This is a genomic window from Streptomyces umbrinus, assembly GCF_030817415.1.
Taxonomy (GTDB): Bacteria; Actinomycetota; Actinomycetes; order Streptomycetales; family Streptomycetaceae; genus Streptomyces; species Streptomyces umbrinus_A.
Window position 1 is genome coordinate 8,280,754 of sequence record NZ_JAUSZI010000002.1, and the last position, 13,280, is coordinate 8,294,033.

Below are 13,280 nucleotides of genomic sequence, written 5' to 3' on the forward strand. Positions count from 1 at the left end.
TCCAGTGGCGTACGAGGTCGTTGCTTGCGATACGGAAGTCTCTCCGCTTAGGCTCGGCGCGCGTACCGATATGGAGAAGTTTCCGTTTGTCTCGCCGAGAGGAAGTCCCCGTGGCTGCTGACCAGTTCGACCCCGCGCCCACCACCCCCGCCGAAGGAGACCCGGGCAGTTACAACCTCCCGGTCATGCAGGAGTTCCGGCAGAACGGCGGCAAGGTCGGCGGTCCGTTCGAGGGCGGTTCGCTCATCCTGCTCACCACCAAGGGCGCGAAGTCCGGCGTGGTGCGCACGGTGCCCACGCTCTTCTTCGCCCAGGCCGACGGCAGCCTGCTGATCTTCGGCAGCAACGGCGGGGCGGACACCCACCCCGCCTGGTTCCACAACATCAAGGTGAATCCCCGGGTGACCGTCGAGACCGGCCAGGAGACCTACTCGGCCATCGCGACCGAGGTGCCGGCCGGGAGCGAGGAGCGCGACCGCCTCTTCGCCGAGGCCGCCGCCGAGGTGCAGGCCTTCGCTGCCTACCAGGCCCAGACCGAACGGAAGATCCCCCTGGTCATACTGAGCCGGAAGGACTGAGCCGTGCGCTACACGCTTCTCGGCAGGACCGGGGTCCGGATCTCCCGGCTGGCGCTGGGCACCATGACCTTCGGCGACGACTGGAAGCTCCCCGAGGCGACGCGCGCGCGGATCTTCGACCAGTACGCCGAGGCCGGCGGCAACTTCATCGACACCGCCGACGAGTACGGCGACGGATCGGCGGAGACGACGCTCGGCAAGCTGCTCGCCGGACGCCGCGACGAGTTCGTCCTCAGCACCAAGTACACGATGCAGACGCGGCCGGGTGACCTGAACTCCGCGGGCAACCACCGGAAGAACCTGGTGCGTTCCCTGGAGGCGAGCCTGCGCCGGCTCGGCACGGACCACGTGGACATGCTGTGGGTGCACGCCCGGGACACCCTCACCCCGGTGCCCGAGGTGATGCGGGCGCTGGACGACCAGGTGCGCGCGGGCAAGGTGCTCTACGTCGGGGTGTCCGACTGGCCCGCGTGGGAGGTGGCCCAGGCCAACACCCTGGCCGAACTGCGTGACTGGTCGCCCTTCGCGGGACTGCAGATCAGGTACAACCTGCTGGAGCGCACCGTCGAGCGTGAACTCCTCCCGATGGCCCACGCCTTCGACCTGCCGGTGTTCGCCTGGGGCCCGCTGGCCGACGGGCGGCTCACCGGCAAGTACCTGCGCTCCGAGGAGGGGCGGCTGGACCACGTGGCCTGGGGACAGGGCGGCACCGGCCCCGGCGACGACGTCGTCGAGGAGACCGTGCGGGTCGCCGAGGCCGCCGGAGTCAGCCCCGCCCAGGTGGCGCTGGCCTGGCTGCTGTCCCGGCCCGGAAACGTCGTGCCGATCCTCGGCGCCACCAAGCCCGAGCAGCTCGCCGACAACCTGGGGGCCGTCGACGCCGTGCTGCAGGACGACTGGCTGGCGGGCCTGGAACGGATCAGCCGCGTGGAGCCGGGCTTCCCGCACGACTTCCTGCGCTTCCCGGCCATGCGGGACGCCATCTACGGCGACCGCTGGCAGCAGGTCGACGACCTGCGGACGACCGCGCGACGGGCGCCGGCCGACGACCGGTACGGGGCCGCCTGAGCGCTCCACCGGAAGTACGGCGCCTCGACCAACAGTGCGGCGGAGCGGCCAACCGGCCCGCTCCGCCGCACTGTTGTGTCACCGCATCGGCCCCGGGAGGGACACAGCGAGGGCTACGAGTCCTTCACGTTCACGGTCTCCGACAGATTCACCTTGGCGACGATCTGTTCCACCTTCACCCGGACCACGACGCCGTTGGGGATGGTGAACCGCTCGGAGAACTCCTCCTCACGCCGCTTGCCGTGGTACCGGCCACCGATCCGGGCGGTCCAGGCACGCAGTTCGTCGATGTCCTCGCTGAGCGTCGCCCGCCCGCGCACCAGCACGAACGAGAACGGCGGGCGCTCGTCGTCCCACAGCATCGCGATCCTGCCGTCCCGCTGCAGGGAGCGGCCCTTCACGCTGTCCTTCTGGCACGTGTAGATGATGTCGTCGCCGTCCATGATGACTCCGACCGGGACGACATGGGGACTGCCGTCCTTGCGGACCACCGAGGCCTTCGCGGTCCTGGGCGGATCGGCCATGATGAACTCCCGCCACCAACCCTCGGGCGCGTCCACGTAGTTGGGCATCAGTGCGTCTCCTTCTCCTGCTGTTCCGCCGTCTCGTCGGACGCCGTGCTGTCGGACTCTGTGCTGTCGAACCCTGAGCTGTCGGACGCCGTGCTGCCGGATGCCGTGCTGTCGGCCGCGATGCGGTCGGATGTGATGCCGTCGGCTGCGATGCCGTCCGGCTTCGCGCGCCGCCAGGTGAGTACGCGTTCCGGCGCGCGGCCCCCCACCGGTGTCACGGCCGTGCCGCGCAGCGACAGCGTTTCGCCGTCGAGCGTGACGCGGCGTATCTGTTCGGTGCCCGCCATCCGCGGATGGGCGCTGACCTGGACCCGGTGCGTCATCCGGTCCCCGGCCAGCCGCCAGTGCCCGGAGTAGCCCATGTAGGTCTCCAGGGCCGGGGCGTCCCCGGTCTTCATCATGCTCACCGCGACATGGCCGTCCGCGGTGTAGATCAGCAGCCCGGCCGGTGCCTCGCCCAACGGCCCCGGCACTGTGCCCCCGTCCTCGCCCACTTCCGTGTACGAGGCCAGCCGCCACACTCCGACGACCTCTTCCGGCGTCACCGCGAGCGCCTGCTGGTCACGCGGTAGGAGCCGAGCCGCACGGCCGCGCCCTGTCCGAAGAGCCGCCCGGCGTCGGTGCTGTCCTCGTCGGCGAAGGTCTGCTCCTGCGGCGCACCGACCGAGGGCCGGTAGTACGTGGTGTGCTTGCGCGCGGAGAGCCGTACGAGGCCCTTGTCCGTGGGCCAGGACGCGTCCAGCAGGGTCAGCAGTCCCAGCCCGGCGTTGAGCTGCCTCGGCCTGACCAGCGTCTCCTCGCCGCCCTCGTCCAGGGTTGCCGTGGACCGGTCGAGACGGTGTCCGATGCGGTCCACCCGGAAGTGCTCCTCGCCGTCGATGAGCCAGCGCACCACTCCGGCGGCGCGGTCGTAGGCGATGCCGAAGTCGTGGCTGTCGCCGGGCCGCCGTGCGACCAGCGGCACGGTGTGTGCGAACGAGGCGTAGTCGCCCAACTGGCCGCGCAGGAAGGTGGGGCGCCCGTACCAGGCGTAGATCCGCTTGTTGGTGACCACGAAGTCGAAGGAGACGGAGGTCTCCGGGTCGGTGGTCAGCATCATCGCGGAGGCCAGCCGCAGATCGTCCTCCGGATCCCGCACCGCGTCCCCGAAGGTGTGGTCGGCGGTGCCGTAGGTCCGGCCGGAGAGCCGCGTCTCGAAGAGGAGTTCGTAGCCCTCGTGGGCGTCGAAACCCGGGTGGCCGCTGGAGGCGGTGTGACTGGTGTACGCGATGAACTTGGCGTGGTCCCCGGAGCCCGGCATGCCGACCGGGTTCTCGGCGGGGATGGTCTGCGTGAACGCCGGCTCGCCGGTCGCGGGGTGGCTGCCGCGTGCCCGCACGGACAGCTCGCCCGGGCGGGTGGTGACGATGCCGTCGTCGGCCCGGTAGGGACCGCCCGCCACGTGGAACCACCGGGCGCCCTCGCCCTCGGTGCGGAACCCCTCGGCGAAGTCGTCCCAGACCATCCGGTAGCCACGGCTGCCCGGTTTGGCGGTGGAGGTTCCCGGCGTCGTCATGACGGTGCCGAGTGCGGCGGCGGCGAGCAGCAGGCCGTGCCGGGAGACGAACGTTCTGCGCGGCATCGAAGCCGCTCCTTTCCTCGGGGTGTCCAGCGGTGCGTCCGTGCGCGGGGTGCGGGGAGTGCGGGGCGCGTTCACGGGTGTCCGTCCAGTACGGCGGTGACCGCCGCGGGGAAGGAGTCCACGACCGTGTCCGCTCCCGCCCGCATCAGTTCGTCGGGGCCGGACACGCCGTACGAGACCCCGATGACCGTCATGCCGGCGGCCCGCCCCATCTCGGCGTCGGGCACCCCGTCTCCGATCACCACGCACTGCTCCGGCGCGATCCCGAGTCCCCGGGCGACATGCAGGGCCATGTCGGGGTGCGGCTTGCCGCGCTCCACACTGTCGTCGCCCGCGATGACCGTCAGCCGGGTGTCCAGACCGGTGAGTTCGGCGATGGCGCGCGCGGCCTTCTCGACCTTCGAGGTCGCCATGGCCAGCCGGAAACCGGCGGCGGACAGCCGGTCCAGCCCTTCGAGGACCCCGGGATACAGCAACCGCGGCCCGGCCGCCCGCACATGGGCGCCGAACCGCCGCCCGTACTCCTCGGTCGCCTCGGCCACCCGTGGGTCCTCCACGGGAACGCCCAGCAGCCCGGCGAGAGAGGCCGGCAGCGGGCGGCCGACCGTGGAGAGGACCGCCCCTCGGGACACCGCCGTGCCCATCGCCGCCAGGACCTCGGCGGTGATGGTGGCGATGGCGGCGGGGGTGTCCGCGAGCGTCCCGTCGAGGTCGAGGATCACACCACGGCCCGCCGCGGCGGGGGCGCCGCTCACCGCTCGGCCTGTACGGCGCTCAGGGCGGTGGAGAACTCTCCCGCGACCCGGGCGGTGCTGAGCAGCAGGGAGCGGCCGGCCTTGGGCAGCATGCCGCCGGAGGCCCTGGCGAGCGCCTTCATCAGATACGGGCTGACCGCGTTGCCCACGATGCCCTCCTGGTCGCACTGGGCGAGGGCTTCGGTGATGGCGGCCTCGACGATCGCCTCGTCCACCGCGTCCTGCTCGTCGATGGGAGTGGTGAGCAGCACCGTGCCGGGTCCGTTGACCTGCCAGTGCGCCTCGGCGGCGCGCGCGGCGGTGTGCAGATCGTCCATGCGGGTCACGGGCACATCGGCTTCGCGCACCACGAAGGCCGCGAGCCTGTCGGTGCGGTACCCGTACACGGGGACACCGGCGGTCTCCAGGTACTCGGCGGTCAGCCGGTGGTCCAGGATGCTCTTCGCGCCGCCGGAGACCACGGTCATCTTCGTTTTGCGGAACTGGAGCAGGTCGGGGGAGATGTCGAGGGTGTCCTCGCCCCGGCGGTGCACACCGCCGATGCCCGCCGTGGTGAAGACCTGGATGCCGGCCCGCTCGGCGATCACGATGGTGCCGGCCACCGTCGTCGCCCCGAGGCCGCCGCCGGCCAGCGCGCCGCCGATGTCCCGCGCGCTGATCTTCGGAATGCCCTTGGTGGAGGCGAAGCGTTCGATGAGGGAGTCGGTCAGACCGACGACGAGTTTCCCGCCGGCGATCCCGATGGTGGCGGGTACGGCCCCGGCGCCCCGTACCGCCTTCTCGATCAGTGAGGCGGTCTCGGACGAGGGGTCGGTGGTGATGAGCGAGGACTCCAGCGCCACCACCGGACGCCGTTCCGCGAGCGCGGTGGCGATCTCGTCGCTGACCTCTAGCAGCTGGTCGGGCTGTCGTTCCATGTCCGGGGTGTCCTTCCTGAGGTGCGGGAACTGACTCGCCGGGCCACCCTCCCCGCCCCCGCTGGAGCCCCGGTCGAGGAGCTGTCGAAGCCCGTGCCGCAGCGGTCCTCAAGAGAAACTCCGGTGCCTTCCGGCACGGTCGCGGAACCGGAAACCGCTGACACAGGGGGTAGTTGTGGCAAGGGGAACGATGAGACACAAGGTGGCGTACGCCGTGGTGGCCGCGGCGGCCGTGGTGGCGCTGCTGCCGGCGACCGCGCAGTCCGCGCCGACGGCGTCGCAGGCTGGGTCGGGCGGCGGGACCGTCCTGTTCCAGGACACGTACGGCACCGGCTTCACCACCGGTGAGAACGGCAACTGGCTGCTCCAGGGCGACGCGGAGTGGCCGAACGGGGACGCCGTCGTCACCACGCCGGGCGGGGTGCTCAACGTGGTGCCCACCGGCGTCAACCCGAAGACGGGCGACCCGGCCTACGCCCGCAGCACCGGACCGGACGGCGGCGCGGACTCGGACGACCACATCAAGTGGATCGCCTTCCCCAACCGGTTCACCGCCGAGAACGTCCCGGGCTTCGAGGTGCCGGACACCGGTTCCATCAGCTGTGTGCACAAGGTGGCGGGCCGGACCTTCGGCACCGAGAACCCGTTCGGGAGCACCGTCAAGGATCCGGCGTCCGACATCCGGCTCGCCTCGATCGCGCTGATCACCGCCGACTTCGAGTCCCGGGCGATCGCCGACTTCTCGGTGACCAACGACACCATCTACGCCATCTACGAGCGCCTGCCGAGCGACACGGAGGACTACGCCTCGTACGGTTACGCGATCCCGCTGGCCAAGACGGCGCGGGGCGCGATGCACGAGCTGGAGGTCCGGCTGGACCAGAGCGGCAAGCGGGTGACCTGGTTCGTGGACGGCCGGCAGAAGCTCCAGACCGACAAGATCGGCACGCGCGCCTTCGACCGCAAGTACATGACGCTCGACCACGGCGGCACGGAGGAGCGGGTCGAGCTCGACCAGATCACCTGCGGCATGGGGCTGGGCAGTCTGCTGGACGGGGCCAAGCCGGGCGCGGCCGACGGCGGGGCGCTGGTGCGGCTCAAGCACAAGGACGGCTTCTACTTCGATCCGCGGCGCGGTGAGCCGGTGGAGCAGAAGTTCTTCGACCCCGACAGCAAGGTCGAGAACCGGCTCTTCGGCCAGGGCTCCGAGATCAGGGCGGACTGGACGAAGGTGATCCGCAGGCCCTGACCGGGGGAGGGGATCACGGGACACGACGAGCGGGGCCGTCCAGTACTGCGACGGCCCCGCTCGTCGTGCGCGCGACCGGTTCCCACCGGCGCGCAGGGTTCAACACCCTGCTTCGAACCGCGCGTTACCGCAGTTCGAGGGCGAGATCGCGCTCCACGTAGGTGCTTCGCGGTTTGTCCAGGCCTCCGCCCAGGACCTGCTGGTGCAGCCGCTGTATCCGGTCGGACGGTTCGACGCCCAGCTCGCCGACGAGCGCCGAGCGCAGTTGCTGATAGACGTCCAGGGCCCGCCAGGTGTGCCCGGAACGGCACAGGGCGATCATCAGCTGCGCATGGAAGCTCTCGTGCATCGGATGCTGGGCGACCAGCATCCGCAGCTCGCCGAGGAGTTCGGCGTGCCTGCCGAGCCGCAGATCGGCTTCGATCCGCAGTTCGAGCGCCCGCGCCCTGGCCTCCTCGATGCCGAGGATCTCGGTGTCCAGGACATGCCCCGTCGGTACGTCGATGAGGGCCGAGCCGTGCCACAGGCTCAGGGCCCTGCCGAGCACGTCGGCGGCCAGGCCGGCCTCGCCCCTCTCCAGTGCGGCGCTCCCTTCCGCCGTGAGCCGTTGGAACGTTCCGACATCGCTGCTGAGCACCGGTTCGGACAACAGGTATCCGCCGAACCGGGTGGACAGTACGTCCTTCGCGGTCGGTCGGCGGACGTCCGGCCGGGCTGCGCTGATCCTGCGGCGGAGTTGAAGGATGTAGGTCTGCAAGGTGGTCTGCGCGCTCCGGGGTATTCGGTCACCCCAGATCTCCTCCATGAGAACCGGGACGGGCACGATCCGTCCGGCTCGCAGAGCGAGGAGTGCCAGTATCTGCCGAGGCTTGCCCGCGCTCGGCACGATCGATGTGCCGTCCAGACGGATGTCGAGCGGTCCTAAAACTTCGATTTCCATATCCAGGCCCCCTGTCGGAAAATTCCAATTGGGAGCCTCGCAGAGGACTTCGGATCGCCATAGTGAATCCGCCATGGCTGTGCCTATGAATTCCTCATACCCGGCAGGGGTGATCGGCACGGGGAGGAAAAGGTGGGGCGAGAACAAGCCAATATTGTGTGACGCCGCGTCGGGCGACACACCCAGGGGATGTGAATTCTGGCACACCCCCGTGGGGCCGGGCAACCTTATGTAACGCGCATTTATCGACCCGTTGGCCGGAATGTAAAAGCCCCGGCCCGGGAGTCGGGTGCGGGGCTTTGTGCGGCGCTCGGTTCGGTTCGGGGCCGGCGTGGGCGCCGCCCGCGGTTCAGGACCGGCGGCAGTCCACATGGCTGATCTGTTTCCACGGCTGACCCTCGAACCGGATGAAGGCGTCGTCGGTGAACCGGTCGCTGTTGACCACCCTGAACTCGTCCTTGCTGTCGGCGTGCCCGCCGGGCGTGACGTACGGACCCTGGAAGCGCAGCATGCCGCGCTTCCAGCCGGGGGAGGACGCGGTCCCGGTGTTGCCCCAGGTGTCCCAGTAGAAGGAGGTGTACTGGTTGTCGACCGTGTTCAGGCCGAAGACCCAGCGCCCCTCGAAGGCGGGGCTCTTGAGGTGCATCTCGTAGAACTTGCCCTCAAGGGTCTTCTTGGTGTCCCAGTTGAGGGTGACCGTGGTGGGCTCCTCGAGCGTGAGGTCGGTGTACGCGCAGGTGTAGTCGCCGAGCAGGAAGTCGAGTTCCGTCATGGCGACCGCCTTGGCCGATCCTCTCGTGTCCTGCTGGGCCCCGGCGGGCGCCGAGCCGATCAGCGGGAGCACGAGCACGCCGACGAGTGTCCCGAGGCCGCCCCGGACGAGGCGCCGCGAAGATATGGAGAGCATGGGCACGTTCCTTTCCTGAAGGTCCTGGAGGTCCTCTGAGGGCCCCAAGGTTTCGAAGGTCCTGTGCCGCTCACTGTGGTCCGTGATGATCGAGGATCGGTCGAGGGCGTCCGGGGCGTCCGGGGCATCCGGCGGCGGACATGCCGGTGCCCCGCCGCGACCGACCGCGGCGGGGCACCCCTGGTGAGGGCGGGGGTCCCTCTCAGGGGGCGACGCGCGCCTTCGTCCCGGCCTCCGGGGGCAGGGCCGTGCCGGCGGCGGCCGTCGCGTGGTGGTGGTCGGAGTCGGCATCGGTGTCCGCGTCGACATCGCTCACGTCGACCCGGCCCGGCGGCAGCACCAGGGCGAGCAGTCCGGCCAGGGTGTAGAGGCCGACGACGGTCAGCAGGCCGACGACCGCCGAGTCGGTGGGCGTGTGCCGGTCCTCCAGCAGCGTGAAGTAGACGGTGCCCACGATCGCGACGCCGGTGGCCACGCCGATCTGGATGGCCGTGTTGATCAGCGAGGACGCGGCGCCCGAGGCGGACTTGGGCATCTGCGCCAGCACGATGGTGAGCAGCGTCCCCGCGACCATGGCGAGGCCGATGCCGGAGACGATCATGCCGGGTGCCAGGTGCCACCACTCCAGCGAGCCGGACCAGTGGTCGACGGTCCAGGTGATGACCCCCATGCCCACGGCCATGACCGCGCAGCCCAGGAGCACCACCCGGCGGCCGAGCGGCATCAGTTGAGGTGCCACGGCCGAGCCGATGCCCACGCCCACGGTGAAGGTGACCAGAGCCACCGCGGTGCGCAGGGGGGAGTACCCCTCGCCCGTCTGGAGGTGGACCGTGAGGACCAGTTGGTAGGCCATCCCGCAGAAGAACAGGATGGCGACGAGCAGGCCGCCGAGCGAGCTGCGGTGGTGCAGCAGTGCCGGGTCGATGATCGGTGACTCGCCGCGGGCGATCACCCGGTACTCGTAGCGGACGAACAGCCAGAGGATCACCGGGCAGGCGATCATCAGGGCGAACGTCCACCAGGGCCAGTCCAGTTCGCGGCCCTGCACGAGCGGGAAGAGCAGGCTGATCAGGCCGACGGTCGCGATCAGGGTGCCGCGGATGTCGAAGCTCTCCCGGGTCTCCACTCGCGACTCACGGGTGAGGACGGCGGCGGCGACCAGTGCGGCCAGTCCGACGGGAACGTTGACGTAGAAGACCGGCCGCCAGCCCAGGCCGAAGAGGTCGGCCTCCAGCAGGACGCCGCCGAGCAGGGGGCCGCCGATGCCGCCCACGGCCAGCGACATGCCGTACATGGACATCGCCTTGGGGCGCTCGGACTTGGGGAAGTCCACCTGGAGCATCGCCAGGACCTGCGGCACCATCAGCGCGGCCGCGGCGCCCTGGAGGATCCGGGAGGCGATGAGCATCTCCGGGTTGACCGCCGCGCCAGCCAGCGCCGAGGTGACGACGAAGGCGCCGAGGCCGATGAGGTAGATCCGCCGGCGCCCGAGCTGGTCGCCGAGGCGGGCGCCGGTGATCATGGCGGCGGCGAAGGCCAGCGTGTACCCGGCCACCGACCATTCCAGCTGGGCGGACGAGGCGTCCAGGTCCTGCTGGACGGCGGGCAGGGCCACGTTGAGCACGGTGTTGTCCACCATGTCCATGAACACCGCGAACAGGGTGACGGCCAGCGTCGCCCAGCGCTTCGGGCTGTACTGCGCGGGGGGCGCCGTATCAGCTTGTTGTTCCACCGTCATGGGACGGCCCTTCCGGTAGGCTCGGGAGCAGTAAGCGAGCAAGACAAATCTGTTTTGCTTTCAAAGCAAAGCTATTGCGGGGGCTGTGTCATGTCAAGCGATGGTCGGCAGGAGGCAGGGCTGAGCGTCGACAACGGGGTCCGGACGCTCCTGCTCCTCATGCCGCGTGTCGTCGCACGCACCAAACGCACGCCGGTGCCTCAGCAGTTGGAGGAGTACAACCTCGCTCCGCGCCACCTGTCCCTGCTGGCCTATCTGTTCTTCGACGGGCCGCTCGCCGTCAGCGAGCTGGCCACCCGGCTGGAGTTGGTCCCGGCCACGGTCAGCCTGCTCGTCGGGGAACTGAACCGGTACGGCGTGGTGGACCGCAAGGAGGACGAGGCCGACCGGCGCCGCAAGATCGTCAGCATCGCCCAGCCGTACCGGGAAGCGGTGCGCAGCTGGCTGGAGAACGGCGTGAACGCCTGGCGGGTCGCGCTCGAACCGCTGAGCCCGGCCGAACGGCAGACCTTCATCGACACCCTGCGCGTGTACGAGCGGGAGCTCATGGGCGCGCAGGAGCGACCGGCGGTCGCTGCCACCGCAGACTGATCGACGTCCGCAGGCGCGCGCCGTGGCGTGCCTCTCGCGGGAACGGCCCGCCGAAGGGCGGGCTGGCCACTCCGTGATGTGACGGTTGTTCGCACGCCCTCGTGAACGACTGCGGGGGTCGGTCCATGTATGCGCAGGGGGAAAGCTACGTGGTCTACGCAGAGAATCGACTTCACGACTACGACCACCACTACGACTACGAATTCGACTCCGATGGCCGTGAATCGGGAATCGGTGCGGAATTAGGCGCGACCGGGCTGCGACTGGCCCTGTTCATCACCTGCGCGGTCCAGTTGGGCTACGCGCTGATGGCGATACTGAATCTGCTGAAGTGGCACCACGAATCACTGAGTCTCGTGGGCGCCGTGCTGATACTGATCGCATTCTTCGGGCTGCAGCTCTTTCACTGCAATCCCTATGCCGTTCATCTCAGGGCCAAAGTCGGCCCCTGGACGCTCGTCCCGCAGGCCGCACTGGCCTACGCCCCGTTCCCCATGTTCGGCGTGCTGTGGGGCGGCTTCGGCGGATTCCTCTCGGGGGCCGTGCTGGTCGTGCTCCGGGGGTCGGTGCTCGCCTGGGTCCTCTTCGTCCTCAACGCCGCCGCCGTGTTCGGACTCGCCCTCGCCTCGTTCGCCCTCGTCCCGTCGGTCTATCTGACGCTCGCCACCGTGGTCATCGGGCTGATGGTCTACGGACTGACGCGGCTGAGCGACATCGTCGTCGAGCAGTACCGGCTGCGTCACCGGACGGCCTGGGCCGCGGTCTCCGGGGAGCGGCTCCGCGTCGCTCGCGACCTGCACGACCTGCTCGGCTACAGCCTCTCCGCCATCACGCTGAAAAGTGAACTGACGCTGCGGAAGGTGGGAGTCGACGACGACCGCGCCCGGCAGGAACTGGTCGAGACGCTGAACATCGCACGGCAGGCGCTGGCCGACGTCCGGGCCGTCGCCCGCGGCTGCCGGAACATGTCCGTCACGGCGGAGCTGCGTTCGGTGTCCGGAGTGCTCAACGCGGCGGACGTGGAGACCTCGATCGAGGGCGAGCCCGGTGACCTCGACCCGGGAACCGGCTCGGTCCTGGCCATAGTGCTGCGGGAGGCCGTCACCAATCTGCTGCGCCACAGCGCGGCGAGGCACTGCCGCATCGAGTTCGGTGAGGCCGACGGACAGCTCTGGCTGGCGATCTCCAACGACGGCGTCGAGGACGGGGTGCCACACACCGGGGCCGGCCGCCGCAGCGGCGGCCTCGGCAATCTCGCCGACCGGCTGGGTGCCGTCGGCGGAGGGCTGACCGTCACCACCGAGTGGGGCTGGTTCCATCTGCGCGCCGTTCTGCCGGCCCGGCCCGCCGCACCTCGGCCCCGTCCCGGGCGGCAGCCCACGCATCACCATGCGTGCTGACATGCGGGTGGTCAGATGACACCGTTGTCCTTGGCGATCCGGACCGCGTCGACCCGATTGCGGGCACCGAGCTTGTGGACGATCGTCGTGAGGTAGTTGCGCACCGTGCCGACACTCAGGTGCAGCTCCTTCGCGATGACGCGCACGTCCTCGCCCGCGGCGGCCAGGCGCAGTACGTCCACCTCGCGTGGGGTCAGCTGCTGCGCCGGGCCGTCCCAGGCCATCAGGGCGAGTTGCGGATCGATGACCCGCTGACCCGCCGCCACCTTGCGTATCGCCTGGGCCAGTTCGCTCGGCAGCGCGTCCTTGAGCACGTACCCGTCCACCTGGGCGGCGAGTGCGCGCCGGAGCGCCGCCGGATTGCCGAGGCTCGTGATGATGAGGACCCGGCAGGAGGGGAGACAGGAACGGAGCTTCGCGGCGGCCGACAGTCCATCGGTACCGGGCAGGTCGACATCGATCACGGCAATGTCGGGCCGGTGCTCCAGCGCGGTGGGAAGAATGTCGTTCCCATTCCCCACCTCCGCCACGACGCTGAGATCCTGTTCCAGTTCCAGCAACGCCACCAACGCCCCGCGGAGCATGGGTACATCCTCGGCGATGATCAGCCGTATCACGAGCTGTTCCCCCTAGTTTATTGTTCAGCTTTCACTCACTCGTCAGCGGCTCGAGTTGGTGGTAATGGGACGACAATCGCTTTCTTCGTCGCCCACGGCCCGGTTGCGCCGGATCGCCGTACGGAGGGCCGGGAGCCGCCGGCGGTTCCCGGCCCGCGGGCCGCCGGGGATCACGCGGGTAAACCCCGGGGACGTGCGCGAAAGGGCCATGCCGTCGTCCGGTCCGGCGTACGGCGCGATGACGGGAGTGTCCTGTTCGGCGTGCACGCGAACCCCCCGAAGTCGAACGAGTGCCAACACCATCGATTCCAGACGCTCTTCACCTAT

The 13,280-nt window shown here is 69.8% G+C and carries 14 protein-coding genes; 5 read left to right on the top strand and 9 right to left on the bottom strand.

What is annotated here, in order from left to right; all coding sequences use genetic code 11:
- Positions 1-110: 110 nt before the first annotated feature.
- Positions 111-578 (top strand): nitroreductase/quinone reductase family protein, encoded by a 468-nt coding sequence (locus QF035_RS36540; RefSeq protein ID WP_307525085.1) that lies wholly within the window; start codon positions 111-113, stop codon positions 576-578.
- Positions 579-581: 3 nt separating this feature from the next.
- Positions 582-1,646, top strand: a complete 1,065-nt coding sequence (locus QF035_RS36545; RefSeq protein WP_307525087.1) for an aldo/keto reductase — start codon at positions 582-584, stop codon at positions 1,644-1,646.
- A gap of 113 nt (positions 1,647-1,759) precedes the next feature.
- Here the strand turns inward: QF035_RS36545 and QF035_RS36550 are convergent, their stop codons facing one another.
- From QF035_RS36550 to QF035_RS36570, 5 genes are all read right to left on the bottom strand, one after another.
- A complete protein-coding gene (locus tag QF035_RS36550; protein ID WP_055613718.1) occupies positions 1,760-2,218 on the bottom strand; it encodes a PPOX class F420-dependent oxidoreductase in 459 nt (152 codons plus the stop codon).
- Complete coding sequence (locus tag QF035_RS36555) at positions 2,218-2,763, bottom strand: lipocalin-like domain-containing protein (protein WP_307525089.1); 546 nt, start codon at positions 2,761-2,763, stop codon at positions 2,218-2,220. Before QF035_RS36555 ends, QF035_RS36550 begins: the two co-directional genes overlap by 1 nt.
- On the bottom strand, positions 2,760-3,839 hold the full coding sequence (locus QF035_RS36560) for a DUF6081 family protein (RefSeq protein ID WP_307525091.1): 1,080 nt from the start codon (positions 3,837-3,839) through the stop codon (positions 2,760-2,762). Before QF035_RS36560 ends, QF035_RS36555 begins: the two co-directional genes overlap by 4 nt.
- Positions 3,840-3,910: 71 nt before the next feature.
- Positions 3,911-4,594: an HAD family hydrolase gene (locus QF035_RS36565; protein WP_307525093.1), complete on the bottom strand. Its 684-nt coding sequence runs from the start codon at positions 4,592-4,594 to the stop codon at positions 3,911-3,913.
- On the bottom strand, positions 4,591-5,511 hold the full coding sequence (locus QF035_RS36570; protein ID WP_307525095.1) for a pseudouridine-5'-phosphate glycosidase: 921 nt from the start codon (positions 5,509-5,511) through the stop codon (positions 4,591-4,593). The genes QF035_RS36565 and QF035_RS36570 overlap by 4 nt, the downstream gene beginning before the upstream one ends.
- 190 nt (positions 5,512-5,701) lie before the next feature.
- Here QF035_RS36570 and QF035_RS36575 point away from each other — a divergent pair, with 190 nt between their 5' ends.
- Positions 5,702-6,760: a DUF6081 family protein gene (locus QF035_RS36575; RefSeq protein ID WP_307525096.1), complete on the top strand. Its 1,059-nt coding sequence runs from the start codon at positions 5,702-5,704 to the stop codon at positions 6,758-6,760.
- Positions 6,761-6,884: 124 nt separating this feature from the next.
- Here the strand turns inward: QF035_RS36575 and QF035_RS36580 are convergent, their stop codons facing one another.
- From QF035_RS36580 to QF035_RS36590, 3 genes are all read right to left on the bottom strand, one after another.
- Positions 6,885-7,700, bottom strand: coding sequence for an AfsR/SARP family transcriptional regulator (locus tag QF035_RS36580; RefSeq protein WP_189838192.1), 816 nt, complete (start codon positions 7,698-7,700; stop codon positions 6,885-6,887).
- 349 nt (positions 7,701-8,049) lie between these two features.
- Complete coding sequence (locus tag QF035_RS36585) at positions 8,050-8,607, bottom strand: hypothetical protein (protein ID WP_307525099.1); 558 nt, start codon at positions 8,605-8,607, stop codon at positions 8,050-8,052.
- A gap of 202 nt (positions 8,608-8,809) precedes the next feature.
- A complete protein-coding gene (locus QF035_RS36590) occupies positions 8,810-10,345 on the bottom strand; it encodes an MFS transporter (protein WP_307525101.1) in 1,536 nt (511 codons plus the stop codon).
- Between the two features lie 90 nt (positions 10,346-10,435).
- Here QF035_RS36590 and QF035_RS36595 point away from each other — a divergent pair, with 90 nt between their 5' ends.
- Together QF035_RS36595 and QF035_RS36600 are read left to right on the top strand one after the other, a co-directional pair.
- Positions 10,436-10,936: a MarR family winged helix-turn-helix transcriptional regulator gene (locus QF035_RS36595; RefSeq protein WP_307525103.1), complete on the top strand. Its 501-nt coding sequence runs from the start codon at positions 10,436-10,438 to the stop codon at positions 10,934-10,936.
- 149 nt (positions 10,937-11,085) lie between these two features.
- Positions 11,086-12,336, top strand: coding sequence for a sensor histidine kinase (locus tag QF035_RS36600; protein ID WP_307525105.1), 1,251 nt, complete (start codon positions 11,086-11,088; stop codon positions 12,334-12,336).
- A gap of 11 nt (positions 12,337-12,347) precedes the next feature.
- Here the strand turns inward: QF035_RS36600 and QF035_RS36605 are convergent, their stop codons facing one another.
- A complete protein-coding gene (locus QF035_RS36605) occupies positions 12,348-12,953 on the bottom strand; it encodes a response regulator transcription factor (protein WP_307525107.1) in 606 nt (201 codons plus the stop codon).
- Between the last annotated feature and the right edge of the window lie 327 nt (positions 12,954-13,280).